A 23,909-nucleotide genomic window follows, 5' to 3' on the forward strand; every position below is an offset into this window, starting at 1 on the left:
GAATGTATGGAGAAGGGTGTGACCCGGGCCACGTGTATTGCCCGTAACGCTTCGCGTCACAGCGCGATGACTCAAGAGGTGACAGCCGAGGAGGGAATACGGCACCCGCAGCCGGTGCTCGTACAGGCGCTGTATCCCCTCCCAGCCGAACCCGCGCCGTCGGTTCATCCCCACCGGCGGTTTGCCGTTTCCATCGTTCCGAGAGGTTGTTCGTGTCGGCCAGCACATCCCGTACGCTCCCCGCGGAGATCGCCGAATCCGAATCTGTGGTGGCGCTCATCGAGCGGGGAAAGGCTGAGGGGCAGATCGGCGGCGACGACGTGCGTCGGGCCTTCGAGGCTGACCAGATTCCGCCAACCCAGTGGAAGAACGTACTGCGCAGCCTCAACCAGATCCTCGACGAGGAGGGTGTGACGCTGATGGTGAGTGCCGCAGAGGCCCCCAAGCGCACCCGTAAGAGCGTTGCGGCCAAGACCCCCGCCAAGCGCACCGCCACGAAGACGGTTCCGGCCAGGTCCGCGGCCGCGAAGAAGGCGGCCGGCAAGCCGGAGACGGCGCCGGCGGAGGCCGACGCCGCGATCGCGGAGGACGCCGTCGACGTGAGCGCCGTCGAGGCGGTCGCCGCCGAGATGGCCGACGAGCCGGTCAAGAAGGCCGTCGCCAAGAAGGCCACCGCGAAGAAGACGGCCAAGAAGGCGGCAGCGAAGAAGGCCGCTCCGAAGAAGACAGCCGCCAAGAAGTCCGTCGTCGACGAGATCCTCGAGGACGGCGACGAGTCGTCCGAGGAAGCACCCGCCAAGCCCGCTGCGAACAAGCCCGGCGCCGACGACGGCCCCGCCGCCGAGGTCAAGAACGAGAACGAGGGCTTCGTCCTCTCCGACGACGACGAGGACGACGCCCCGGCCCAGCAGGTGGCGGCGGCCGGCGCGACCGCCGACCCGGTGAAGGACTACCTCAAGCAGATCGGCAAGGTCCCCCTGCTCAACGCCGAGCAGGAGGTCGAGCTCGCGAAGCGGATCGAGGCGGGCCTGTTCGCCGAGGACAAGCTGGCACCCGCCACCGACAAGCTGGCACCCAAGCTCAAGCGCGAGCTGGAGATCATCGCCGAGGACGGCCGCCGCGCCAAGAACCACCTGCTGGAGGCCAACCTCCGCCTCGTGGTCTCCCTGGCCAAGCGCTACACGGGCCGCGGCATGCTCTTCCTGGACCTGATCCAGGAAGGCAACCTCGGTCTCATCCGCGCCGTCGAGAAGTTCGACTACACCAAGGGCTACAAGTTCTCGACGTACGCGACGTGGTGGATCCGGCAGGCGATCACGCGCGCGATGGCCGACCAGGCCCGCACCATCCGCATCCCGGTGCACATGGTCGAGGTCATCAACAAACTCGCGCGCGTCCAGCGCCAGATGCTCCAGGACCTGGGCCGCGAGCCCTCCCCGGAGGAGCTGGCCAAGGAGCTGGACATGACGCCGGAGAAGGTCGTCGAGGTCCAGAAGTACGGGCGTGAGCCGATCTCGCTGCACACGCCTCTCGGCGAGGACGGCGACAGCGAGTTCGGTGACCTCATCGAGGACTCGGAAGCCGTCGTCCCCGCCGACGCCGTCAGCTTCACGCTCCTCCAGGAGCAGCTCCACTCCGTTCTGGACACGCTCAGCGAGCGCGAGGCGGGCGTGGTCTCGATGCGCTTCGGACTGACGGACGGTCAGCCCAAGACCCTCGACGAGATCGGCAAGGTCTACGGCGTCACGCGTGAGCGGATCCGTCAGATCGAGTCCAAGACGATGTCGAAGCTGCGGCACCCCTCCCGTTCCCAGGTCCTGCGCGACTACCTGGACTGAGGGATTGCCTCGAAGGGGCCTCTGACCTGCACTGTTGCGGGTCGGGGGCCTCTCTTCGTGTGAGCGCAGCGCTCCCAGTACAGATATCGGGCGCGGCCTTCCGGAGTACCCTCGGCCAGCATGAACCTGCACGAACTGCTCTCCTCGTGGCTCGTCCACCTCAAGGCCGAGCGGAAGTCTCCCGAGACCCTGAAGTCTTACAGCCGAGGCGTAGGCGCCTTCCTGGCCTGGTGTGAGGCGAACGGCGTAGCTCCGTCACTCGACCGGGTTTCGGTCAACGCATGGACTGCCTCGCTACTCGACTCGGGAGCGGAGCCGTCTACCGCCAGGGCCCGTCAACTGGCTGTACGCCGGTTCTCTTCCTGGCTGGCCGACGAGGGAGAGATAGACACCGACCAGCTCGTCAGGCTGAGGCCGCCCAGGCTTGAGCACAAGATCACCCCTGAACTCTCCGAGGACCAGCTCGGGAATCTGATCAAGGCGTGTTCGGGGAAGCGTCTGGTCGACCGACGGGATGAGGCGATCATCCGGTTCATGATCGAGACCGGTGCGCGGGCCGGTGAGGTGGTCGCGATGCGTACGGGTGACGCGGATCTGTCCGGTGGTGCCGTTCTCCGCAAGACGAAGTCGGCACGCGCGAGAACTGTCCCGTTCTCCCCGAAGACGGCTCAAGCGCTGGACCGGTACCTGCGACTGCGCAAGGGGCACCGGCTGGCGGACACCGACACGCTGTGGCTCGGCGCCCAGGGGCGTGGCCTGTCCTACGACGGGCTGTACTCGGCGTTGAAGGCTCGGGCCAAGGATGCCGGGATCGAGGACTTCCACCCGCACCTGTTGCGCCACACGGCGGCTGCCCGGTGGCTTGCTGCCGGTGGCTCCGAGGGCGGCCTCATGTCTGTGGCCGGTTGGACGCGCCGGGACATGCTGGACCGCTACACCCGTGCGTCATCGGAGAAGCGTGCGGCAGAGGAGGCCAGGCGGCTCGGACTCGGGGAGTTCTGACGGTGCGCTACGCTCGGTGAAGAGACACCGGCACGAAGATCCTTTTGACGGATAACCGTCATTTTGATCACTCGGTGCCGCCGAACTTGTGGGGCGCCCCACGTTTTCAGTCTCCGGACCCTCGTTGAAATCGGGATGGTTACCCGAGGTCCGTCAACGTCATCACGCGTCCGTCCACGTCGGGGCGGCACCCGCGCAGAGCTGGCCACTGGATCGCGCGAATCGCCCAACTCCCTCTTTACGGAGTGTGATTCGCCGTGGATCTCTCTGACATGACTCCGGCCCAGCGCCGCATGCGTGCCTCTCTGGCCGCCCACGAGATGTGGTCCAACTGCCCTGACCGTAGCGCCCGTACGGCCCGTGCCCGTGCCGCGTTCCTCGACCGGTTCGAGGACGAGGTCGACCCTGACCGCCAACTCTCTGCCGAAGAGCGCAAGTTGAGAGCCGGCAGTGCCATGAAGGCTCACTTCGCCCGCCTCTCTCTGTTGTCGTCGAGGGCGAGGGCCAAGCGCAAGGGCAGTCAGGCCAGTTGAGCGCACTGTGCCTACACCGAGGGAACTCCCAGCGCCCGTCAGATGTTCGGGACCGAAAATTTCAGCGGGCAGATCAATTCTTGGGGCGCCCCAACCTTCACAAGATCGCCCGGTGGCGCGACCCGGATCGCCAAGAACGATCTTGCCAATTACGGGCGCCCGCGTTTTTCGGTTAGCGCCCAGGACATCTTCGGCAAGGAGAACTTCTTCTTCGACCAGATGGACCACCACGCCGGGCCTGAGCATGGGGGTTTCGGGGGCTCTGACAACTCACGGTGCCCGGTATGTGTATCTCTAGGCGCGCAGATCTCCGTGGGTCTTCCAGGTCGTGTTGAAGTATGGCTCGCAGCTCAATCGACGAGAGCTGTGAGGAGCACCCGGAATGAAGCAAGTCCTTTTGCCCGACGTGATGACCGCCGACGAGTTGGCCGCCTATCTCCGTATGTCCGTGGAGACGGTCCAGAGGTGGGCGCGGTACGGGTACGGTCCGCCGCATGTCCGCTGTGGACGGTCGCTGCGTTGGCGGCGTGAAGACGTGGAGACCTGGATCTCTAGTGGAGGCGACCAGGCGGCATAGCCAGAACCCATTAGGCCGACCGGTCGTTGCTTCCCGCGCGGCGACGGCCGGTCTTCTGGGAAGGAAGACAACACGATATGGACGGCAACTACAGCGCCCCCTCCGGGAAGATCGGAGAGGGCGCCCAAGAAACACACCTGAATAACTCAAACGGTACCACCGAGGATGCCGCTGCGGCGCTGACCGAATTGCTGGTCCTCCTGCCCCAGGAGAATTCCAAGCAGCGCATCGACAGAATCAAGGAACTCTTCGCAGTCCTGCCCAAGGAACTGCAACACGAGCTGTACCGCACCCGCCCCAAGATGGGTGAGTGGAGCAGTGCCATCTCCATTGCCCGCAAGGCCGTGGCTGAGGCACAGGCAGAGCGTGAGGCACAGGAAGAGGCGGAGAGGGAGGCGCGTGACCGCCTCGGCTTGCACCGCATAGTGCCCGGGGACGCCTTCGTACTCGATGTACCCACCCATGTGCCCGCCCTGTGGGGGGCCGGCCAGGAGGTGCTGTGGGCCGAGGGCGAGGCGTTGATGGTCTGCGGCTCACCAGGCGTCGGCAAGACCACCCTCATCGGTCAGGTCGTGCGCGCACTCATCGGCCTGGGCGACGGCAACGTACTCGGGTATCCCGTGCAGCCCGCCGAGGGCAAGGTGCTGTACCTCGCCATGGACCGGCCGAGTCAGATCAGGCGCTCACTGCACAGACAGTTCACCGAGGACGAACGCAAGGCGCTTGAGGAACGGCTGATCTTCATGCCCGGCCCGCCACCCATGGACCTCGCCAAGCACCCCGACCTGCTGGCCGACCTGTGCGAAGAGGTGGGCGCCTCACACGTCGTACTCGACTCGCTCAAGGACGCGGCCATAGGGCTCACCGAGGACGAGACGGCCGCCGCCTACAACCGTGCCCGGCAGACAGCCCTCACCCGAGGCGTGCAGGTACTGGAGTCGCACCACCAGACCAAGCACGGCACCACCGGAGGTAAGCCCGACAAGCTGGAGAACGTCTACGGATCGACATGGCTCACGGCCGGAGTCGGTTCCGTCGCGCTGCTGGTCGGTGAGGCGGGCGATCCCGTCGTCCAGTTCAGGCACCTCAAGCAGCCAGCCGAAACCGTGGGCCCCTTCACCGTGCAACACGACCACGACACTGGTCGCTCATGGGTCGAGGACCAGGTGGACATTCCCTCGCTGGCCGCCGCCCGAGGCACGGGTGGACTCACCGCACTGGACCTCGCACGAGTGCTGCACGGTAGGGACCCCACAGCGGCGGAGCGTGAGCGCGCACGTCGGAAGCTGGACAAGCTCGCGCGGGACGGGGTGCTGAGTAAGCGGGACGGGGACACGTCGGCGGGGCGGCCAGACACGTATCACAGGGGGGTGCTGTAGCCCGTGGTTACACCCTCACGCACCCCTCACGCTTGGGGCATTTCGGACTCTTGCGAGGCACCCCTTTACGACCCTCACGCCCAGAGGAATAACCGCAGGTCAGAACCCCTCACGGCAACCCCCACGACCCTCACGCCCACTCGACCGGCTACCCCTCACGAAACCCAAGGGGCCTGTAAGGCCCCTGGGGTGAGTAGCTCAGGAATTGATCAAGAAGGGAAGACCGAATATGAATCACAACAGGAAGCTGGGCGAAGGACACGACTCTCTGGTCGATCATGACCCGCTGGTCGAATCTCCATCGCTCCCCGATCCTCTGCCGTACTTCGGGGCCGAGCCACTGGGCGATGGTTTCGACGCCCAGGCTCGCGCTTCGCGCTCGCTCCACCCCGATATGTGTGGTGGTTGACGTGGCACGGAGATCACTCAGTGGTGCGGTGGATGCATTGCAAGCTGAAATACACGGGCTGGCCGAGGCGATCGACACGCTGAGCGGACTCGTGTACGCCCTTCTCCCGCCCTCGGACCGTAGACCCGGGGTTCTGGCTCATACCGAGACACGTTCGGCTGGTGCAGCGCCACACGGCACACCCTGTCCCGAGTGTCATGCGGGGATAGGCAAGCCGTGCCGTTCTCTCCGAGGTGACCCCCTTGATGTGAGCCACGGTGCACGACGAATGGGAGGTGCCTCATGCCGTGGATGATCTTCAGGGGAATCTGCCGTCACTGTGACGCGTTCGCCTCGGCCAACCGCGAGCCCGGAGATGAAAGCCTCGCCGCCGAATGCAATCACCGTCGTGGCTGCCGGTGGGCCGAACGCTGGATAGATCAAGACGTTGGCGAAGAGATTGTCACCGTCCCGCCCACGCCGAACAGACCGGGGGGTGGGGTAGTGGTGCACCGTCGTGCCGATGTCGAGGACTCTATGCATTCCGAGTAGATGCCCGTAGAATGTGGAACATAACTTCATAAGCATGGAGGCATCGCACTTTTCATGTGTAGCCCGATGCGCACATTGCCCGCTTTCAAGGTGGGCGATCCTCCTTATCTCGCATCCACCTTCCAGGATTGTAATGATCTTGGTGAGGACCGGGCGGGCAATGTGTCGGGGCACACACAAAGGCGATGTCATTCCATCGAAGTGAAGTACAAGCCGTCGAACGGGCGAGCCTGGGTGAGTGTAGACCTGCGAGAGGTTAGGGGCTAGAGCCTCCCTTGTGGGGGAGCACAAGTATCTCCCGCTCTAGTAGGACGCCGGTGCTGAGAGTCGAGCCATAGCTCCTCCCGCATCTGGATTGGGGACAGCCATCCCCCTCATCAAACACGTCTGAGTACAGCCCAGTTGAGGTGTGCTCTATTCGAAAGTAGGTATTGCCATGACTCGAAGCAAGCGATGGCAGCAGTTCGAGGACGGAGACGAGTTCGAGTTCGCACTCACCGCACTCCGCTCCGCTGGTCACTGTGAAGAGGTACTTCACACACTTCATGAGAGTGCGGGTCCGCGCGAGCTAGACGAACGCGAGCAGCAGCTCTGGGATGCGGTGAAGGAACGCGGCGAGCGGTTCCAGCGTGCCGAGATCGCAGCCGCGAGGGGCTACGTCGACGGGCCCTCGGGCATCGGTCACCGCACAGCCAACGAGGTGCGCAGTGCAGCTCTCCGCCACATGGATCACCACGTGAACACCGGGGCTCTCTCACCCGAGGGTGCGGAGATCATCGATGGTGTCATGGGTTCGGGCTCGTACATGGAGCGCACCATGTCCCAGAGGTGGGCGATGGCGACGGGCAACCCGGCGTACGAGTCGGCGTTCGCCAAGATCCTGATCAATCCCCAGCGCGGGCACATGCTCTGGACTCCGGCCGAGCAGCGTGCGGTGCAGATCGTGCACGAGGTCAGGGCCGCCATGTCACTGGGCGCCGGCACCGGTGCAGAGTTGGTACCTCTCACTCTGGACCCGACGATCCTGCTCACCAACGCGGGTACTGCGAACAGCCTTCGCAAGGTGAGCCGCGTTGTCCAGACCTCAAGTGGTCAGTGGAAGGGCGTCAGTTCGTCTGGTGCCACGAGTGAATGGCTGGCCGAAGCGACCGAGGCTGCCGACGGTTCGCCTCCCCTCGACGACATCCCGATCCCCGTGTGGAAGGCGGCCGTCGACGTGGTGTGGTCTTACGAGATCGAGCAGGATTCGGCCGGTGACTTCCTGAAGCAGGTTCGTACGGTGTCGCAGGATGCGGTCGACAACATGACAGCTCTCGCTTACACCACCGGCACTGGTACTGCGCAGCCGAAGGGCTTCGTCACTGCACTGGCCGGTACCACGAGTGAGATCAACACGACTGGTACCGAGGCGATGGTGGCAACGGATCCGTTCGCTCTTCAGAATGCGCTGGGCGCACGGTTCTCCGCGAACGCGTCGTTCCAGTCTCACATCGGTACGGCCAACGCACTGCGTGCATTCGAGACCAGCAACGGTGCACTGTACTGGCCGGAGTTGCGGAACAATCCGCCTGCCCTGGCGGGCAAGCCGTGGCACGAGAACTCGCACATGAAGAGTTCGACTGCGGTCAACCCGGCAGTGACTGCGAACAACTACGTGCTCGCGTACGGGGACTGGAAGCACTTCGTGATCGTGGATCAGATCGGTGCTCTCTTCGAGATCATCCCTGGTCTTGGTGCGAACCGGCGTCCCACCGCACAGCGGCACGGATTCCTCACGTTCCGGACCGGGTCGGATGTCACCATGAAGGAAGCGTTCAGGCTGCTCGACATTCCGACGACCGCCTGAGAGTGGGGAGTTGACATGGCTATCACCCTCACTGAAACCGCAACCATCGTGGCCGCCCCTCACAACAGGACGGTAAGCCAGACGGTCACTGTTGATCTGCATGGTGATGACGTGATCACCTGGGGATTCAAGTTCGACCCGAAGACCCCGGGCGACCACCAATTGCTGGTGAACAGCTACCCCGATGGGCTCGGGAATTGGGTCTTCGATCTGCGTCGAGATCCGTCGGTGAACTACGCGGTCACGGTGTACGTGATCACGGATGGGCAGCCCTCTCGCAAGAGGTAGTATCCGAATGCAAGAAGAGCATCACCCTGGCGTTTACTCATGGCGTCGGGGCGGTGCTCTTCTCATTTCGTAGGAGCAGCGAAATTCTCCCGAAGATGATCTTGGATAGTAGGAGCCACGTGACACACAGGTAAATGATCATGGGGTACATGAGTGGCGCTCAAGGTGTAGTGCGTGGTCGAGTAGCGGTAAACACCCATGCCTGGTTGAGTCGTAGTACACCATGGATGCGCACGCAAATGATCATGGATAGTGGAGGGGCGCCCAACCTGGCCAAAGGGGAGGGTGATAGGCCCCCATGACCTGGGGGTGCGTGCATATAGGGGCAGGGGTAAGCACCTATATAGGGGGTTTCAAATACCCCCTTCAATGCCCTCGATGCACTATATAGGTCAGCACACTATTACACATTACCCAATGCTGTGTACTAGCAACACCTAACTAATACACATTACGCAATACACATATAACCAGTACAGCAATACACAATGCACATGAAGTAATGTACTAGTACATGTATATACTCACACCACATGTATACACTACACATGTGTATAGATATACTCAATGCATAATACAATATATGTAATGGATTGTTTAAGGAATCCCTTATCGCATATGTAAGGAATCCATTAACAGATCTCTTAAACAATCCATTAAGGAATCCGTTAATGGATTCCTTAAACAATCCATTAAACGATCCCTTAAGAGATCTGTTAAGGAATCCGTTAAGGAGTCCATCTAAGGAATCCATTAAAGGATCCCTTGAGGTACCTGCACCTACCCCCTTGATGGCTCCTTAACAGATCTCTTAAGAGATCCCATGGAGACTCCCGGTAAGGGATCCCTTCTGAGACTCCTGCGAGGGCCCCTTGGAGACATCAGCAAGAGATCCCTTAGAGACTCCCGAAGGGGATCCCCTTGGTGCCGCAAGGGATCCTTTTGAGACTCCTCAACGTTCCCTTGCAAGGGTTCCCTTCAAAGCGTGGTGCATGTTCATCGAGGGTGGGGCCGGGTCCCGCGACGGAAGATTTTCACGCCCCACGACCCCGCTCTTCCTTCTCTTCTCTCTCTTGAGAAAAATCTCGCGGATTTCTCGAATATCTCAGAACTTGGAACACCCTCCCATAGGCACACACGTAGAGAGTCTTTCAGGCTGGCTGGCGGTCAGTGGGAGTCGTTCAGGTGCGCGGCTGAGGCTCCGGTACGGGCTGGTGCCGTTTTCCTCCGAACTGGGCGCAGTTCGCGTTGGGCTATCCTGATCCGAACTGGTTTAGGGGGTAGGGGGTCCCCCCGATTTCGAGTTCTCACGCGTCGTCTAGCGAATTCGAGGCTCGTCAGCCAGCTCAGCAAGATCAAAAGTACGTAGGGGGTCCCCCACCCCCACCAAACGCGTAGCTGAGGAGCACGCCAATGAGAAGTCTTACGGATTTCGTCCTGGACGAATGGATCGCCGCTCCGGCTATGGCCACGGACATCGACATCAGGCGGGGCTGGGACCTATGGGTTGAGGCCCGTGCCGCCTGGGGTGAGGAGCGAGGGATAACGCCCTCCAAGTTCGTGGAGGAGTGTGAGCTTCGGCGGACCTTGATGGCCTACGGGCTGCCCTACTGGGCCATGGCGGTATGAGAATCCCGGTTCCCGACAAGGACACGCGCTGCCGACTCGAACTGGTCAGAACGTTCGCTGCGGTGTGTGCGGCGTTGGGGTCGATTGCAACGCTGGTCGTTGTCCTGGTCGTGCGGTAACCATCGTCCACAAGATCGCCGGTGGGGAGGCAATCCCCAGAAACGATCTTTCGACAGGTCGACCAGTCCGGAACGCACAACGCCCCCGCCACGAACAGGGCAGGGGCGAAGGCTGGTCGAGTCACAGGGAGTCGATGAACGCCTGCCAGGCACCGGCAGCGACGACCAGGGCTGGTCCCTCCGGTGCCTTGGAGTCCCGTACGGGGACCACGCCGGGGTAGCCATCAGCGACCTCGACGCACTCGCCCCCCTGGCCGTTGCTGTAGCTGGACCGGCGCCAGGCTGCGGCGCCCAGGTCCAGGCGGTCCGTACTCATGACATCTCCTCTTGTGCCTTACGGATGAGGGCGGCTGAATCCTCACGGTTGAGGGCCGTTGCCTGCAAGAGAGAGTAGGCCACCCCGCAATCTGTGACCTGCTCTGGCTCCTCGAAGAGCTGCCCCGTGAAGGGCCCTTCGACGTAGGCGACCCCCGGTGCGTCCGGCAGGGTGAGCATGGTCAGTGTCCCGCCGAGTGCCGCGTGGGCGCCCACAGATGTTGGCAACACCTGGATGACCAGGGCGGGATCCTCGGTCAACGCTGCGAGGTGGGCGAGCTGTTCGGCCATCGTTTCCCGGCCTCCGACTGGGCGCCGAAGCAACTCCTCTTCCAGGACGAACCACAGGGCCGGCGGATTGTCCCGGGCCAGGAGTTCCTGACGCCGCAACCGCGCCTGGACACGGTTCTCGACCTCCTCGACCCGGTCGCGTGGTCGTCCGGCCCTGAGCACGGCCCGTGCGTATCCCTCGCTCTGGAGCAGCCCTGGCACAACCATGGGCGCGTAGCCGTTGATGGCGGTGGCCAGTATCTCCAGACGCATGTACCGCTGCACCCAGTCCGGGAAGGCGGGAGTGCTGTCCATCAGGTCGATGAGCCTGGCGAACAGGCCGCCGGTCTCCAACGCGACGTCAAGTGCAGTGGCGTTGTGACGAGTTGCCGGGATGGAGGCCAGTTCGATCTGGGCGATCCGAGAGGGGCTGATGTTGGTCTTCGCCCCGAGGTCCCGCTGCGACCACCCACGCTCTTCGCGCCGCACCCGCACCTCTGCCCCGAAGAACGCTGCCGGTGAGGCGGAGTGGTCAAGTTCCTTGCCAGGCACGGGGATCACCGCTCTTTAAGACTCAGAAGTTAAAGGGCTGCCTCCTGTTGAGACTACCCACATGCAGTCAGTCTGTGACGTGCAGTTACAGCGATTGTCCCGGAAGGCAGACCCATGACCGACCAGAGCCCGACCCTTGCCGAACAGGCAGCGGCCCTACGAACCGAAGGTGAGGAGGTCGACCCGGACTCGGCCGTCCAAGCCCTGGGTCTCGCCCTGCGCTCGGCGGACATCATGCTGCCCGACCTCCGGGCCGACGACTGTCTCTGCGGACACATCAGCACCGGCCCGCTGATCGAACTCGGCTCCGTGCGCCCGGATGTGGCGGTCGCTCTGGCCGAAGTCATCGCGAAGGGGACGAGGGCATGAGGTACCTGCTGGTCGACACCCGCACGTCCAAGATCGGCGAGCTGGTGGGCCGCGACGGCACCCAGCTCCTCCTGCGGCCCGTACGGGGTGGGCGTGAGTGGACGTGCCCCCCAGGCTCCACACGGGAGCCCACGGCGGCCGAGAAGATGCACGCAGGGGTGGCGGCGGCCAATGCTAGGAGCACGGGAGGGCTGCGGTGAACCTCTCTCTAACGGAGCCAGTGCCCGTGCCTATGTGCCCTACCTGCGACCGGCTGCGGGACCAGCGCCAGAAAGCTCATGACCGAGGAGACCGGAGCGCGGAGACGGACGCCCGTGTACTCCTCGCCCGGCACCTCGCGAGCACCCACCGATGAAGACGGCCGTGCGCGTCGTGGGGCGATTCGCCGGACCACTGCTGATCTTGCTGATCGTGACCGGCATGGTTCTCGTGGTCGCCCTCGCCGTTGCTGGCAGCTCGGAGTGACCGCTTTCGATGCCGTCAGGAGCGTCGTCGGAGGGCTTCGGCCTGGTACTGGAATTCCGTACTGGTGAGGAGGTCAAGGCCGATGGCGTCGCCACCGTTGAGGTGGACCTCTCCCCTGTCCAGATCAAGCTGGAAATCCGGACGATTGTCGATCAGCCACTTCATGTTGACGAGGGCGGTGGCCGTCGTCTTGCTGATGTTCTGCTCGGCCGCGAGCCTGTCTACGGGCCCTTCCAGACGCTTCTTCCAGTCTTCCTTGTTCTCCATGGCGATCACCTCGCGCGTGCCTCTCTTTCCAGTATCGCTCCCGATCTGCGCCCGCCACTCGGGTACCGGGCCGTTCTGACAGAGGGAACACGAGGCCAGAGTCGACCCAGGATATTTCGCGCCTAGCGCTCCCAACTGACCTGCGATGCAGGTGGGGATGCGTACCGCTGAGCCGTTCATATTGCGCGACTACCTGGACTGAGGAGAGCAGCGGCAGCGCGCCGCTCGCGCCAGACGGCTGAGACAACGGCTGAGACAGGGGCCGGTGACCTTACCAAGGGTCACCGGCCCCTGCCGTGCGTAGGCACCGTCCCCTCAGGATGCGGAGCTGCTCCATCCGGATCACTCTTGATGGTCCGGAAGGCCTTCCCCGGGGCCCTCACCGCCAGGAGGCTCTATGCGTCCGCTGCGCGCTCTCCCGCTGCCCGCGCTGATACCCGTGATACCCGCGCTGCTCGGCGTCCTGCTCGCGTTTCTGCCGGCGCCTCAGGCCCAGGCCCGGGACCGGGCCGTGGTGGGCGGCCGCCCCGTGGACGCCGCCGAGCACCCGTGGGTGGTGGCGCTCGCCAGCCGGGACCGCTTCGGGGACACCCGCTCCGGCCAGTTCTGCGGAGGGGCGCTCGTGGGCGTCCGTACGGTGATCACGGCCGCGCACTGCCTGAGCCAGGAAGTGCTGGGCGTCGCACACGCGGAGGTCGACGACCTGCATGTCATATCCGGGCGGAACGACCTCGGTGAGGACACCGGGCGCGAGGTGAAGGTGGGCAAGAAGTGGATCAATCCCGGCTACGACACCGGGACGAACGCGGGCGACATCGCCGTACTGACCCTCGACGAGGCCATGCCCGGGGGTTCCACGATCACGATGGCCGGCAGCGGCGACCGCGGCTACACCCCGGGCTCGGCAGCCGAGGTCTACGGCTGGGGCGACATCAGCGGGAACGGCGACTACGCGCCGCAGCTGCGTGCGGCCGAGGTGGACATGCTGGAGGACTCGGCCTGTGCCCGCGCCTACCCGAACCGCTCCGAAGGGGCCTTCGACAAGGACTCCATGGTGTGTGCGGGGGTCGCGGAGGGCGGCCGGGACGCCTGCCAGGGCGACAGCGGCGGGCCCCTGGTGGCGCACGGAAAGGTCGTGGGGCTCGTGTCGTGGGGGGCCGGGTGCGGCGAGGAGGGCCGGCCCGGCGTCTATACCCGTGTCTCGGCCGTGGCCAGCCTCGTCCGAGAGCACAGCGGATGAGCAGATCCATCGCGGTCTGTTCGCTGAGAGCGGAAGCATGGGGGAGCCCACAGCCCACGGCGGAGTCCGAGCCCGCTCGCCCCGGCCGTCGCGTCGACCCGGAGTCGACCCGGACAGGAGCCCGGTCCAGGGGCCGGGCGGTCCGGGCCCTGGACATGGAAGGGCGGCCACCCGGTGTCACCGGATGACCGCCCTCCGATTCCGGCCTTCAGCCGGTCCGAGCTCGTCGGTTCGGGACGTCTTGTCAGGTCAGGACACTCAGCCCTCGCCGGCCTCCGTGCCGGCAGGAGCGGTGAGCTTCTCCGTCTCGTCCTGTATCTCCGCGGCGATCTTCTTGAGCTCCGGCTCGAACTTACGCCCGTGGTGTGCGCAGAACAGCAGCTCTCCGCCGCTGAGCAGTACGACGCGCAGGTATGCCTGAGCGTTGCAGCGGTCGCAGCGGTCGGCGGCCGTCAACGGAGTCGCGGGGGTCAGAACAGTAGTCACGTCGCCTCTTCTCTAGCTCGACGAGCTGTCGTACCAGGGTCAACATCCAACCAGGTCGAAAACGTTCCCGCTCTCGACCGATCCTCGAAGATTTCTCCCCGGGGCGGCTGCATGTTGCCGGGTGGCGGCGAATGAGCCGTATTGCGTGGATTGCTTCGTGGTCAGGGTCTTGGTTGCTGTTGTCCAGTTGTTTGTCTCTGCAGTGTTCCCGTGTTGAAGGGGACGTGCCCGGAGCCTAAATGGTTCATGCGCCAAAGGGAACGTGATGTGTGCGTCACCCCATCGAGTTATCGAACGTACGAACGAGCTTGGGCTACCATGTATGCCTTCATGGGTGGCGCGGCACGCCCTGTCCTGCAGTCTCGGTACCCTCTGACGCGGCAACCAGCCACCACAAGCAGAATTCAGCGAGGAGCGAACCGCGTGACCGCCGACTCTTCCCTGGCCTCCGGCAGGGGGAACACCAAGCCGTCCACCGCGCTGCTCGCCGGGGCAGACAGGGACGGCGGCACGAATTACACCGCGCGGCACCTGCTCGTCCTGGAGGGGCTCGAAGCGGTGCGCAAGCGCCCCGGCATGTACATCGGCTCCACCGACAGCCGCGGCCTCATGCACTGTCTGTGGGAGATCATCGACAATTCCGTCGACGAGGCCCTGGGCGGGCACTGCGACCGGATCGAGGTCGTCCTGTACGAGGACGGCTCGGTGGAGATCCGCGACAACGGCCGCGGCATCCCCGTCGACGTCGAGCCCAAGACCGGGCTGTCCGGCGTCGAGGTCGTGATGACGAAGCTGCACGCGGGAGGCAAGTTCGGCGGCGGCTCCTATGCGGCCTCGGGTGGCCTGCACGGCGTGGGCGCCTCCGTCGTCAACGCGCTCTCCTCCCGCCTGGACATCGAGGTCGACCGCGGCAGCCGTACGCACTCCATCAGCTTCCGCCGCGGCGTTCCCGGCATCTTCACCGAGTCCGGTCCGGACGCCCCGTTCGACCCCGCGAGCGGGCTGCGCAAGGGCAAGAAGCTGCCGAAGAGCCGCACCGGTACGCGCGTGCGCTACTGGGCGGACCGGCAGATCTTCCTCAAGGACGCGCGGCTCTCCCTGGAGACGCTGCACGGGCGCGCCCGGCAGACCGCGTTCCTCGTGCCGGGACTCACGCTGGTCGTGCGGGACGAGCGGAGACTCGACGGGAAGGACGTCTCGGAGGAGGTCTTCCGCTACGACGGCGGCATCAGCGAGTTCTGCGAGTACCTCGCGCAGGACAAGCCCGTCAGCGACGTGCTGCGACTGCAGGGGAAGGGCCAGTTCAAGGAGACGGTGCCCGTCCTCGACGACCGCGGCCACATGATCCCCACGGAGGTGCAGCGCGAGCTGGACGTCGACATCGCGCTCCGCTGGGGCACGGGCTACGACAGCCTGCTGAAGTCGTTCGTCAACATCATCGCCACCCCCAAGGGCGGCACTCACGTCTCCGGATTCGAGCGGTCCGTGGCCAAGACCGTCAACGAGGCGCTGCGCTCCACGAAGATCCTGCGGGTCGCCGAGGACGACGTCGCCAAGGACGACGCGATGGAGGGCCTCACGGCGGTGGTGACCGTGCGGCTGGCCGAGCCCCAGTTCGAGGGACAGACGAAGGAGGTGCTGGGCACCTCGGCGGCCTCCCGCATCGTCGCGCAGGTCGTGAGCAAGGAGCTCAAGAACTTCCTGACCTCCACCAAGCGGGACGCCAAGCAGCAGGCGCGTGCCGTGCTGGAGAAGATCGCAGCGGCGGCCCGTACACGCATCGCCGCCCGTCAGCACAAGGAGGCGCAGCGGCGGAAGACTGCACTGGAATCGTCCTCGCTGCCCGCCAAGCTGGCCGATTGCCGCAGTGACGACGTCGACCGCAGCGAATTGTTCATCGTCGAGGGCGACTCGGCGCTGGGCACCGCGAAACTGGCCCGGAATTCCGAGTTCCAGGCGCTGCTGCCGATCCGCGGCAAGATCCTCAACGTCCAGAAGTCCTCTGTTTCGGACATGCTCAAGAACGCGGAGTGCGGCTCGATCATCCAGGTGATAGGAGCAGGGTCCGGGCGGACCTTCGACATCGACCAGGCGCGGTACGGGAAGGTCATCTTCCTCGCCGACGCGGACGTGGACGGCGCGCACATCCGCATCCTGCTGCTCACGCTCTTCCAGCGCTACATGCGGCCGATGATCGAGGAGGGCCGTGTCTTCTCCGCGGTGCCTCCGCTGCACCGGATCGAGCTGGTCAGCCCCAAGAAGGGGCAGGAGAAGTACATCTACACCTACTCCGACAACGAGCTGCGGCAGACGCTGCTCGAACTGGAGCGCACCAAGGTGCGGTACAAGGACTCGATCCAGCGGTACAAGGGCCTCGGTGAGATGGACGCCGGCCAGCTCGCGGAGACCACCATGGATCCACGTCACCGCACGCTTCGCCGGATCAACATCAGCGACCTGGAGGCGGCGGAGACGGCCTTCGACCTGCTGATGGGGAGCGAGGTGGCTCCCCGCAGGGAGTTCATCAGCTCCTCCGCGGCGACGCTGGACCGCGCACGCATCGACGTCTGATACGCGGCTCCGGCGCCGGACGGGGACACGGCGCCGGAGCGTGCGTCGTGCCGTGATCATGACTGGTTACCCGGTAAGTCACCTGAAGGGGTGAACAGTCCGGGATGCCCCATCCGTGATCTTCTGTGCGTGCCCATCCTTGGGCCATGCGCACCGATGATCCCTGGTACGACACCGTGGCCTCCGGCTCGGGCGACCACGACGACGCACCGCTCGCGGAGGCAGCCACGGCCGCGGCCCGACGTGGCCGTGAGCAGTGCACGGGTGCCGCTGCCGGGGGCGTCACCGGAGCCGCTGGCTCCGTCGAGGCTGCCGGGTCCGTCGAGGCCGACGGGTCCGCCCGATCCGGGACATCACGGGGGTCCGCTGGGTTGCCGGGCCGCGACGCGCGGCCTCGTGGCGGGCGGGCGCGTGACGCGCACGCCGCCGTCTATCTCGCGGTGCAGCGCAGCGACGCCTTCCAGCAGGTGCGGCGGCGCTACCGGCGCTTCGTGCTGCCCGTCAGCGCGCTGTTCCTGATCTGGTATCTCGCCTACGTCGTCACCGCGACCGCCGCGCCGGAGCTGATGGCCCGCCCCGTGGCCGGGGTGTTCAACGTGGCCATGGCCGCCGGCCTCGCGCAGTTCGCCAGCACCTTCCTGCTGACGTGGGCGTACGTGCGTCACGCGCGGCTGCGGAGGGACGCGCTCGCGCTCGAACTCCGCTGGGAGACACAGGACATGGCCCGTGCGTACGCCGGTGCCCCCGCCCCACGTACCGCCAGGGAGAACGTGCGTTGACCGGCACCCATCAAACAATGACCCTGGTGCTCTTCAGCGCCGTCATCGCCGTCACCCTGGCCATCACCACCTGGGCGAGCCGCAGGCGGCAGGGCTCGCCGGAGGAGTTCTACGCGGGCGGGCGTCTGTTCAGCCCGATGGAGAACGGCCTCGCCATCGCCGGTGACTACATGTCGGCCGCTTCCTTCCTCGGAATCTCCGGTCTCATCGCTCTCTACGGATACGACGGCATGCTCTATGCGGTCGGCTTCCTGGTCGCGTGGCTGGTGGTGCTGCTTCTCGTCGCCGAACTCGTGCGGAACTGCGGCCGGTTCACGCTGGCGGACGTCGTCACGGCAAGGCTGCGCGAACGTCCGGTCCGTATCGCCTCGGGCATCTCGTGCGTGACCGTCTCCGTGCTCTACCTCGTCGCGCAGATGGTCGGTGCGGGCAGTCTCGTGGCGCTGCTGCTGGGAGGTGCGAGCGGTGCTGCGCGTTCCTGGACGGTGGTGGGGGTGGGCGCGCTCATGGTCGTCTACGTCTCGTGCGGCGGTATGCGTGCGACCACGTGGATTCAGATCGTGAAGGCGGTGCTGCTGCTGGGCGGGGCCGTCACGCTGACGGTGCTGGTGCTGATGCGTTTCGGCGGCGACCTGGGTGCGCTGCTGAGCAGCGCCGCCGAACGGAGCGGCCACGGCCGGGACTTCCTCGCGCCCGGGCTGCGCTACGGAGGCGAGTGGACGCACCGGCTGGACTTCATCAGCCTCGGTCTCGCGCTCGTACTGGGGACCGCGGGGCTGCCGCACATCCTGTCCCGCTTCTACACCGTGCCCACGGCGCGGGCCGCGCGCCGCTCCGTCGTCTGGTCGATCGGGCTGATCGGCGCCTTCTATCTGATGACGATCGTGCTCGGATTCGGGGCCGCGGCGCTGCTGGGCAGCGGCGCCCTGCGTGGTTCCGATGCGGCGGGGAACACGGCGGTGCCGCTGCTGTCGCTGGAGCTGGGCGGGGGAGCCGGGTCGACGGGGGGCGCTGTGCTGTTCGCGGTCGTCGCAGCGGTCGCGTTCGCCACGATCCTCGCCGTCGTCGCGGGGATCACGCTCGCGTCCTCCGCGTCGGTCGCCCACGATCTCTACGCCTCGATGAGCAAGCGCGGTGCGCGCGGGGAGGTGGGCGTCGCCCGGGTCGCCGCCGTCGGGGTCGGCGTCGCGGCGATCGGGCTCGGACTCCTCGCGCAGCATCTCAACGTCGCGTTCCTGGTAGGCCTGGCCTTCGCCGTCGCAGCGGCCGCGAATCTGCCGGTGCTGCTCTATGCCTTGTTCTGGCGCCGGTTCACCACCAAGGGAGCGGTCTGGTCGGTGTACGGCGGGCTGCTCCCGGCCATCGTGCTCGTGCTGCTCTCGCCGGTCGTCTCGGGCGGGCCGGACGCCCTCTTCCCCCGACTGGACTTCGCCGTCTTCCCGTTGGAGAACCCCGGCGTGGTCGCGATTCCGCTCGGCTTCTTCTTCGGGTGGCTCGGCACCGTCACGTCGCGGGAGGTGGCGGACGACGCCAGGCATGCCGAGACCGAGGTGCGGTCGCTGACGGGAGCGGGAGCCGTGTGACATGACGCGGCCAGGGGCCGACTTCATGCGGGCACGTGTGCCGGGGCCTGCAGACAAGTTGTGAAGACAGGCACGCAGATAGGTCCGGACCTATTGACATCGCTGTCGTGGCGCCGGAGATTGTCTTCAAGAGATGACGGCATGCCCATCGATGCGGTCCGCTTCCTCCTGCTGCCAAGCGAACAGCCGTTCGCCGCCTGGGTAGTTCACCGGAGTGCGGCTCGTCCCTCGGACTGCCGGAGCGCGACCCGGCCGCCCCCGCGACCGGGACCTTCTGGGCCGCCGTGAGCGGTCCCTCCCCACAGGAAGGCACCGCTCGATGAGACCCAAGACATCCCTGACGGCCGGGCTGTTCGCCGCGCTGGTACTGGCCACGACCCCGCTGCTCACGACCTCCGCGAACGCCGCCGCACCTCCCGCCGGCGGGCAGCCGGCCAAGGTGGCGGAGTTCAGCGATAACTTCGACGGGCCGGCCGGGAGCGCCGTCGACGGATCGAAGTGGACGCTCGAGACCGGCGACAACGTCAACAACCACGAGCGCCAGTACTACACGTCCGGGACGGACAATGCGGCGCTGGACGGCAACGGGAACCTCGTCATCACCGCCAAGAAGGAGAACCCGGGCAACTACAGCTGCTGGTACGGGCCCTGTGAGTACACCTCGGCGCGACTCAACACCGCGAGCAAATTCACCACGACATACGGGCACGCGGAAGCCCGTATGAAGGTCCCTCAGGGGCAGGGCATGTGGCCCGCGTTCTGGATGCTGGGTGAGGACATCGGCAGCACGGGCTGGCCCGGCTGCGGCGAGATCGACATCATGGAGAACATCGGCTCCGAACCGAGCACGGTACACGGCACGATCCACGGCCCCGGATACTCCGGAGGAGAGGGCATCGGCGCCGGCTACTCACTGCCGAACGGACAGAAGTTCTCCGACGACTTCCACACCTTCGCAGTCGACTGGTCACCGGAGAAGATCACTTGGTCGGTCGACGGCAACACATACCAGACCCGCACGCCAGCCGACCTGGGTGGCGACCGATGGGTCTTCGACCACCCCTTCTTCATGATCCTCAACCTCGCGGTCGGCGGCTACTGGCCGGGCGACCCCGACGGCAGCACCACCTTCCCGCAGCAGCTGGTCGTCGACTACGTACGCGTGACCGGCGGCAACTGACGGCCCGGACAACACCGGAATCCGGCGGGCTCACCCGGATGAGCCTGCCGGATGCAGCGCCTCCGGCAGCACCACGGTGAACTCCGCGCCTCCGCAGGCCGCTTCGCCGGCCCGTGCCGAGCCGCCGTGGCGCTCCGCGAGCCGGCGCACAAGTGCCAGGCCGAGCCCCCGCTGCCGGTGCGGGGGCGGCTCCTTGGTGGACCAGCCTTCGGCGAAGACCAGTTCACGCCGATCGGACGGGATTCCCGGACCGCTGTCGGTCACCCTGAGGACGATGCCGGTGCCGCCGCTTCCGTCTCCCGCGCCGTCTCCGTCTCCGGCTTCGGTTTCGGCTTGGAAGGAGGTTGCCGCTGCGGATTCGTCCAGGTCCTCGTTCCGGCCCCCGTTCCGGCCCTCACCCTCCGAGGCGCCGGCGTCCGGGACGTCTGTGCCCGTGGCCTCTGCGTCCCTGACGTCGAAGTCCGCGAGGGACGCGTCGTATTGGTCCGCGACGGGATCCGTGCGGAGCTCCACCTCGACCAGGGCGTCCGCCGAACCAGCCGCCGCGTCCAGCGCGTTGTCGACGAGGTTCCCCAGCACTGTGGCCAGTTCTCGGGGGTCGACCAGCCGGTCGGGCAGACGCGTGTCGGCAGTGAGGCGCAGAGCGACCCCGCGCTCGGCGGCCACCGTCGCCTTCCCCACCAGCAGTGCCGCCAGCAGCGGGTCCTCCACGCGCTCTGCGATCTGCTCCGCCGTGGCCCGCTGCACACCGACGGCCTCGCTGAGATACGCGGCCGCCTCCTCGTACTGCTCCAGCTGAAGCAGCCCCAGCAGCAGGTGCATCCGGTTGGCGTGCTCGTGATCCTGTGCGCGCAGGGCGTCTATCAGGCCGCGGGACCCGTCGAGCTCGCGGCCGAGCAGTTCCAGCTCCGTACGGTCCCGGAAGGTGGCCACCGCGCCCCCGTCGCCCGTGGGCATGCGGTTGGCGACGAGCACCCTGCCGCCGCTGACGGTGAGCAGATCCGCGCCGGTGACGCTCCCGCACAGCACGTCTGCGGTGCGTCCCGGCCCGAGCACCTCAGCCAGCGGACGGCCGGTGTCCTCGGGGCTCAGCTCCAGCAGCCGCTGTGCCTCGTCGTTGACGAGCCTGATCCTGCCGTCCGCGTCGAGGGCGACGACACCTTCGCGGATGCCGTGGAGCATCGCCTCCCGCTCGTCCAGGAGGGAGGAGATGTCGGAGAAGGCGAGGTCATGGGTCTGCCGCTGCAGCCGGCGGGAGACGAGCAGCGAGGCGAGTACGCCGACGGCGAGTGCCCCGCCCGCGTACGCGAGCAGCTCCGGCACCGCTTCGAGGAGCCGCTCACGCACACCCTCGTACGCGATGCCGACGGAGACGGCCCCGACCACCTCGCCGTGCTCGTCGCGCAGCGGCACCTTGCCGCGGGCGGAGCGGCCCAGCGTGCCCTCGTCGATGTGCCGCACCTCGTGTCCGGCGAGCGCGGCGCCCGGGTCGGTGGAGACGTGCCGCCCGACGCGGCGCGGCTCGGGGTGCGACCAGCGGATGCCGCGGGTGTCCAGGACCACGACGTAACCGGCGCCGGTGGCCTTGCGTATCTGCTCGGCCCGCCGCTGGACCGGGCCCTCTGCGGAAGGGCCGGGTCCGGTTGCGAGGCGGTGGGCGAATTCGGGCCTGGCGGCGGTCGTCTGCGCGATGGCCAGGGCACGGTCCATCGCCCGTTCGTCCAGTTCGTCGCTGAGCGGAGCCAGGAAGAAGCCCGTGACCAGGGCGGTGACGCCGGTGGCGAGCGCCAGCTGCATCAGCAGCACCTGGGCGAAGACCCGCTGCGGCCAGCGGACACGGCCGAGGGACGCGGACAGGCGGCCCCGTCCGGACGGGGCCGCCGCCGATGCCCCCTGCGGCGGCCGGCCCGGCGTCCCGGCAGGCGCCTGGGCAGCCGACTCCCGTGAGGCGGCTGCTCCGCCACCGGGGGCGGCACCCGAAGGCGCCCCGGCTCCGGCGCGGGGCTCAGGGGTGGAAGCTTCGAATGGAGCGGTCACGGAGACCTCGGTGCTCTGCGGGACGGAGAGACGGGGTGGGGACGCACGGGCGGGGAGGGGCGGGGGAGGCCCGCCCCCGAAGCCCGCACGGACGCCCGGAGGCAAGGACGGCCGGACGGCCGCGAGGCAGGACCGGACAGGACCCAGGCCAGGACAGGCCGGTCCGGCTCGGGCTCCTCCGAGGACCGTAACGGGTCGGCGGAGCTGGGCGCTGTGACGTGCGGCATCGCCGCGTACGATCGGCATCCGCCCCGCACCTCGCACATCCCGGAGGATCACTCGTGGCCCGACCACGCCGCGTACCGGTCATCGTCCTGGCGGGCTTCCTCGGCTCGGGCAAGACCACCCTGCTCAACTACCTGCTGCGGCACAGCGGCGGCACCCGCGTCGGCGCGGTCGTCAACGACTTCGGCAGCATCGAGATCGACGCCATGACGGTGGCCGGTCAGGCCGACTCGATGGTCCCGCTCGGCGACGGATGCCTTTGCTGTGCGGTGGACACGAGCGACATGGACGTGGTTCTGGACCGGCTCGCGCAGCCGTCGGCAGGCATGGACGTGATCGTCGTGGAAGCCAGCGGCCTGGCGGAGCCCGAGACCGTCATCCGCATGATCCTCGCCTCCGGAAGCGAACACATCGTCTACGGCGGACTCGTCGAGGTCGTCGACGGTGCCGGGTTCGAGGACGTCCGCAGGCGCCATCCCGAGCTGGAACGGCATGTGCGGGCCGCCGACCTCGTCGTGCTGGGCAAGGCCGACCGGGTGCGGGAGCCGGAGCTGCGGCGGCTGAAGGAGATGCTGGAGGCGATCGCCCCAGGGAGACCCGTCGTGCCCGCCGCACACGGGCGGATCGATCCCGCGCTGCTCTTCGACCCCGTGCAGCGGCCGCGCCCGCAGGTCGAGCAGCTCTCCTTCGACGTCCTGTGGCGGGAGGCGGAGGACGGGGACGCCTGTGCGGACGCGAGTACGGAAGAGGGCCCGGGCGCGGACCACTCCGGTCATCTGCACGCGGCGTACGAGAGCGTCGAGTTCACGTCGGCGAAGCCGCTGGACCCCAGGCGTTTCCTGGGCTTCCTGGACAGCCGCCCGCCGGGTCTCTACCGGATCAAGGGGTTCGTCGACTTCGGCTCGGCCGACCCCGTGAACAGCTATACGGTGCACGCCGTGGGCGCGTTCCTCCGCTTCGCGCCCTCGCGGCGGCGGACGGGCGAGGAAGGCCTGACGCAGCTCGTGCTGATCGGCGCCGGGACCGACGGCGAGGCGCTGCGCAAGGAACTCGCGGCGTGCGTCGTCGCCGACGACTCCGCCCCGCGGGACCCGCACGCGATGTGGGGAGTGCTGCGGTACGTGGAGGCCGCCGACGACGGACCGGACGGCGTCGGGGCAGAAGTGCCCTCCGCCGACGCCGAGTTCGGCACCGACATCGACGAGCACCTCGGCGGCGGCTGGGAGGACGACTTGGACGGGGACGTGGACGGCGACTTGGACGATGACGGCATCAGCACCGCCCATGGACCCGGTGCGCAGCACTGACCCATCCGCGACGCCCGGCTGACTGGCCGTTCGCCCCCGCGCCCGGCCGCACCCGGCGCCGTGAGCGAAACGGCTCGCCCGTCGACCCCGGCGGTCCCGCACGGGCCCGCCA

At 66.6% G+C, this 23,909-nt stretch carries 22 protein-coding genes; 17 read left to right on the forward strand and 5 right to left on the reverse strand.

Annotated elements, in window-relative coordinates; all coding sequences use genetic code 11:
- Nucleotides 1–206 precede the first annotated feature (206 nt).
- From AN215_RS27060 to AN215_RS27095, 9 genes are all read left to right on the forward strand, one after another.
- Entirely contained in the window at nucleotides 207–1,838 is a 1,632-nt protein-coding gene (locus AN215_RS27060) for an RNA polymerase sigma factor (protein WP_275521579.1), read from the forward strand.
- Nucleotides 1,839–1,958: 120 nt separating this feature from the next.
- Nucleotides 1,959–2,840, forward strand: coding sequence for a tyrosine-type recombinase/integrase (locus AN215_RS27065; RefSeq protein ID WP_079123442.1), 882 nt, complete (start codon nucleotides 1,959–1,961; stop codon nucleotides 2,838–2,840).
- A gap of 257 nt (nucleotides 2,841–3,097) precedes the next feature.
- Entirely contained in the window at nucleotides 3,098–3,373 is a 276-nt protein-coding gene (locus AN215_RS27070) for a hypothetical protein (RefSeq protein ID WP_216093824.1), read from the forward strand.
- A 382-nt stretch (nucleotides 3,374–3,755) separates the two neighbouring features.
- Entirely contained in the window at nucleotides 3,756–3,950 is a 195-nt protein-coding gene (locus AN215_RS27075) for a helix-turn-helix transcriptional regulator (RefSeq protein ID WP_070010579.1), read from the forward strand.
- A 77-nt stretch (nucleotides 3,951–4,027) separates the two neighbouring features.
- Nucleotides 4,028–5,329 carry an AAA family ATPase gene (locus AN215_RS27080; RefSeq protein ID WP_107374472.1) on the forward strand — a complete coding sequence of 434 codons (1,302 nt, stop codon included), beginning with the start codon at nucleotides 4,028–4,030 and terminating at the stop codon, nucleotides 5,327–5,329.
- Nucleotides 5,330–5,676: 347 nt separating this feature from the next.
- A complete protein-coding gene (locus AN215_RS30930) occupies nucleotides 5,677–6,033 on the forward strand; it encodes a zinc finger domain-containing protein (protein WP_431306318.1) in 357 nt (118 codons plus the stop codon).
- Nucleotides 6,034–6,705: 672 nt separating this feature from the next.
- The gene (locus AN215_RS27085; protein WP_070010578.1) at nucleotides 6,706–8,115 is read left to right on the forward strand and encodes a phage major capsid protein; all 1,410 of its coding nucleotides are present in this window, start codon (nucleotides 6,706–6,708) and stop codon (nucleotides 8,113–8,115) included.
- 15 nt (nucleotides 8,116–8,130) lie between these two features.
- Nucleotides 8,131–8,403, forward strand: a complete 273-nt coding sequence (locus AN215_RS27090; RefSeq protein WP_070010577.1) for a hypothetical protein — start codon at nucleotides 8,131–8,133, stop codon at nucleotides 8,401–8,403.
- Nucleotides 8,404–9,816: 1,413 nt separating this feature from the next.
- Nucleotides 9,817–10,032: a hypothetical protein gene (locus AN215_RS27095; protein WP_070010576.1), complete on the forward strand. Its 216-nt coding sequence runs from the start codon at nucleotides 9,817–9,819 to the stop codon at nucleotides 10,030–10,032.
- Nucleotides 10,033–10,272: 240 nt separating this feature from the next.
- On the opposite strand, the gene AN215_RS27100 is transcribed toward AN215_RS27095, so the two are convergent.
- Together AN215_RS27100 and AN215_RS27105 are read right to left on the reverse strand one after the other, a co-directional pair.
- The gene (locus AN215_RS27100) at nucleotides 10,273–10,467 is read right to left on the reverse strand and encodes a DUF397 domain-containing protein (RefSeq protein WP_070010575.1); all 195 of its coding nucleotides are present in this window, start codon (nucleotides 10,465–10,467) and stop codon (nucleotides 10,273–10,275) included.
- Nucleotides 10,464–11,288, reverse strand: coding sequence for a helix-turn-helix domain-containing protein (locus AN215_RS27105; RefSeq protein WP_070011290.1), 825 nt, complete (start codon nucleotides 11,286–11,288; stop codon nucleotides 10,464–10,466). Before AN215_RS27105 ends, AN215_RS27100 begins: the two co-directional genes overlap by 4 nt.
- 114 nt (nucleotides 11,289–11,402) lie before the next feature.
- Here AN215_RS27105 and AN215_RS27110 point away from each other — a divergent pair, with 114 nt between their 5' ends.
- Together AN215_RS27110 and AN215_RS27115 are read left to right on the forward strand one after the other, a co-directional pair.
- Entirely contained in the window at nucleotides 11,403–11,657 is a 255-nt protein-coding gene (locus tag AN215_RS27110) for a hypothetical protein (protein WP_070010574.1), read from the forward strand.
- Nucleotides 11,654–11,857: a hypothetical protein gene (locus AN215_RS27115; protein ID WP_070010573.1), complete on the forward strand. Its 204-nt coding sequence runs from the start codon at nucleotides 11,654–11,656 to the stop codon at nucleotides 11,855–11,857. The genes AN215_RS27110 and AN215_RS27115 overlap by 4 nt, the downstream gene beginning before the upstream one ends.
- 280 nt (nucleotides 11,858–12,137) lie before the next feature.
- Here the strand turns inward: AN215_RS27115 and AN215_RS27120 are convergent, their stop codons facing one another.
- Nucleotides 12,138–12,389, reverse strand: coding sequence for a hypothetical protein (locus AN215_RS27120; protein ID WP_139140787.1), 252 nt, complete (start codon nucleotides 12,387–12,389; stop codon nucleotides 12,138–12,140).
- Nucleotides 12,390–12,786: 397 nt separating this feature from the next.
- Between AN215_RS27120 and AN215_RS27125 the strand changes: the two genes are divergently transcribed.
- On the forward strand, nucleotides 12,787–13,629 hold the full coding sequence (locus tag AN215_RS27125) for a S1 family peptidase (protein WP_079123444.1): 843 nt from the start codon (nucleotides 12,787–12,789) through the stop codon (nucleotides 13,627–13,629).
- Between the two features lie 258 nt (nucleotides 13,630–13,887).
- Here AN215_RS27125 and AN215_RS27130 read toward each other — a convergent pair whose 3' ends face one another.
- Complete coding sequence (locus tag AN215_RS27130; RefSeq protein WP_055487912.1) at nucleotides 13,888–14,115, reverse strand: DUF7455 domain-containing protein; 228 nt, start codon at nucleotides 14,113–14,115, stop codon at nucleotides 13,888–13,890.
- Nucleotides 14,116–14,538: 423 nt separating this feature from the next.
- Between AN215_RS27130 and AN215_RS27135 the strand changes: the two genes are divergently transcribed.
- From AN215_RS27135 to AN215_RS27150, 4 genes are all read left to right on the forward strand, one after another.
- Nucleotides 14,539–16,686: a DNA gyrase/topoisomerase IV subunit B gene (locus AN215_RS27135; protein ID WP_070010571.1), complete on the forward strand. Its 2,148-nt coding sequence runs from the start codon at nucleotides 14,539–14,541 to the stop codon at nucleotides 16,684–16,686.
- Nucleotides 16,687–16,832: 146 nt separating this feature from the next.
- Nucleotides 16,833–17,465 carry a DUF485 domain-containing protein gene (locus AN215_RS28970; RefSeq protein WP_079123445.1) on the forward strand — a complete coding sequence of 211 codons (633 nt, stop codon included), beginning with the start codon at nucleotides 16,833–16,835 and terminating at the stop codon, nucleotides 17,463–17,465.
- Nucleotides 17,462–19,048 carry a solute symporter family protein gene (locus tag AN215_RS27145; RefSeq protein ID WP_070010570.1) on the forward strand — a complete coding sequence of 529 codons (1,587 nt, stop codon included), beginning with the start codon at nucleotides 17,462–17,464 and terminating at the stop codon, nucleotides 19,046–19,048. The genes AN215_RS28970 and AN215_RS27145 overlap by 4 nt, the downstream gene beginning before the upstream one ends.
- A 319-nt stretch (nucleotides 19,049–19,367) precedes the next feature.
- Nucleotides 19,368–20,228 carry a glycoside hydrolase family 16 protein gene (locus AN215_RS27150; protein WP_070010569.1) on the forward strand — a complete coding sequence of 287 codons (861 nt, stop codon included), beginning with the start codon at nucleotides 19,368–19,370 and terminating at the stop codon, nucleotides 20,226–20,228.
- A gap of 30 nt (nucleotides 20,229–20,258) precedes the next feature.
- On the opposite strand, the gene AN215_RS28975 is transcribed toward AN215_RS27150, so the two are convergent.
- The gene (locus tag AN215_RS28975) at nucleotides 20,259–22,025 is read right to left on the reverse strand and encodes an ATP-binding protein (protein WP_171904291.1); all 1,767 of its coding nucleotides are present in this window, start codon (nucleotides 22,023–22,025) and stop codon (nucleotides 20,259–20,261) included.
- 521 nt (nucleotides 22,026–22,546) lie between these two features.
- On the opposite strand from AN215_RS28975, the gene AN215_RS27160 reads away from it, so the two are divergent.
- The gene (locus tag AN215_RS27160; protein WP_070010568.1) at nucleotides 22,547–23,797 is read left to right on the forward strand and encodes a CobW family GTP-binding protein; all 1,251 of its coding nucleotides are present in this window, start codon (nucleotides 22,547–22,549) and stop codon (nucleotides 23,795–23,797) included.
- Nucleotides 23,798–23,909: the final 112 nt, after the last annotated feature.

The organism is Streptomyces abyssalis (assembly GCF_001751365.1).
GTDB lineage: Bacteria > Actinomycetota > Actinomycetes > Streptomycetales > Streptomycetaceae > Streptomyces > Streptomyces abyssalis.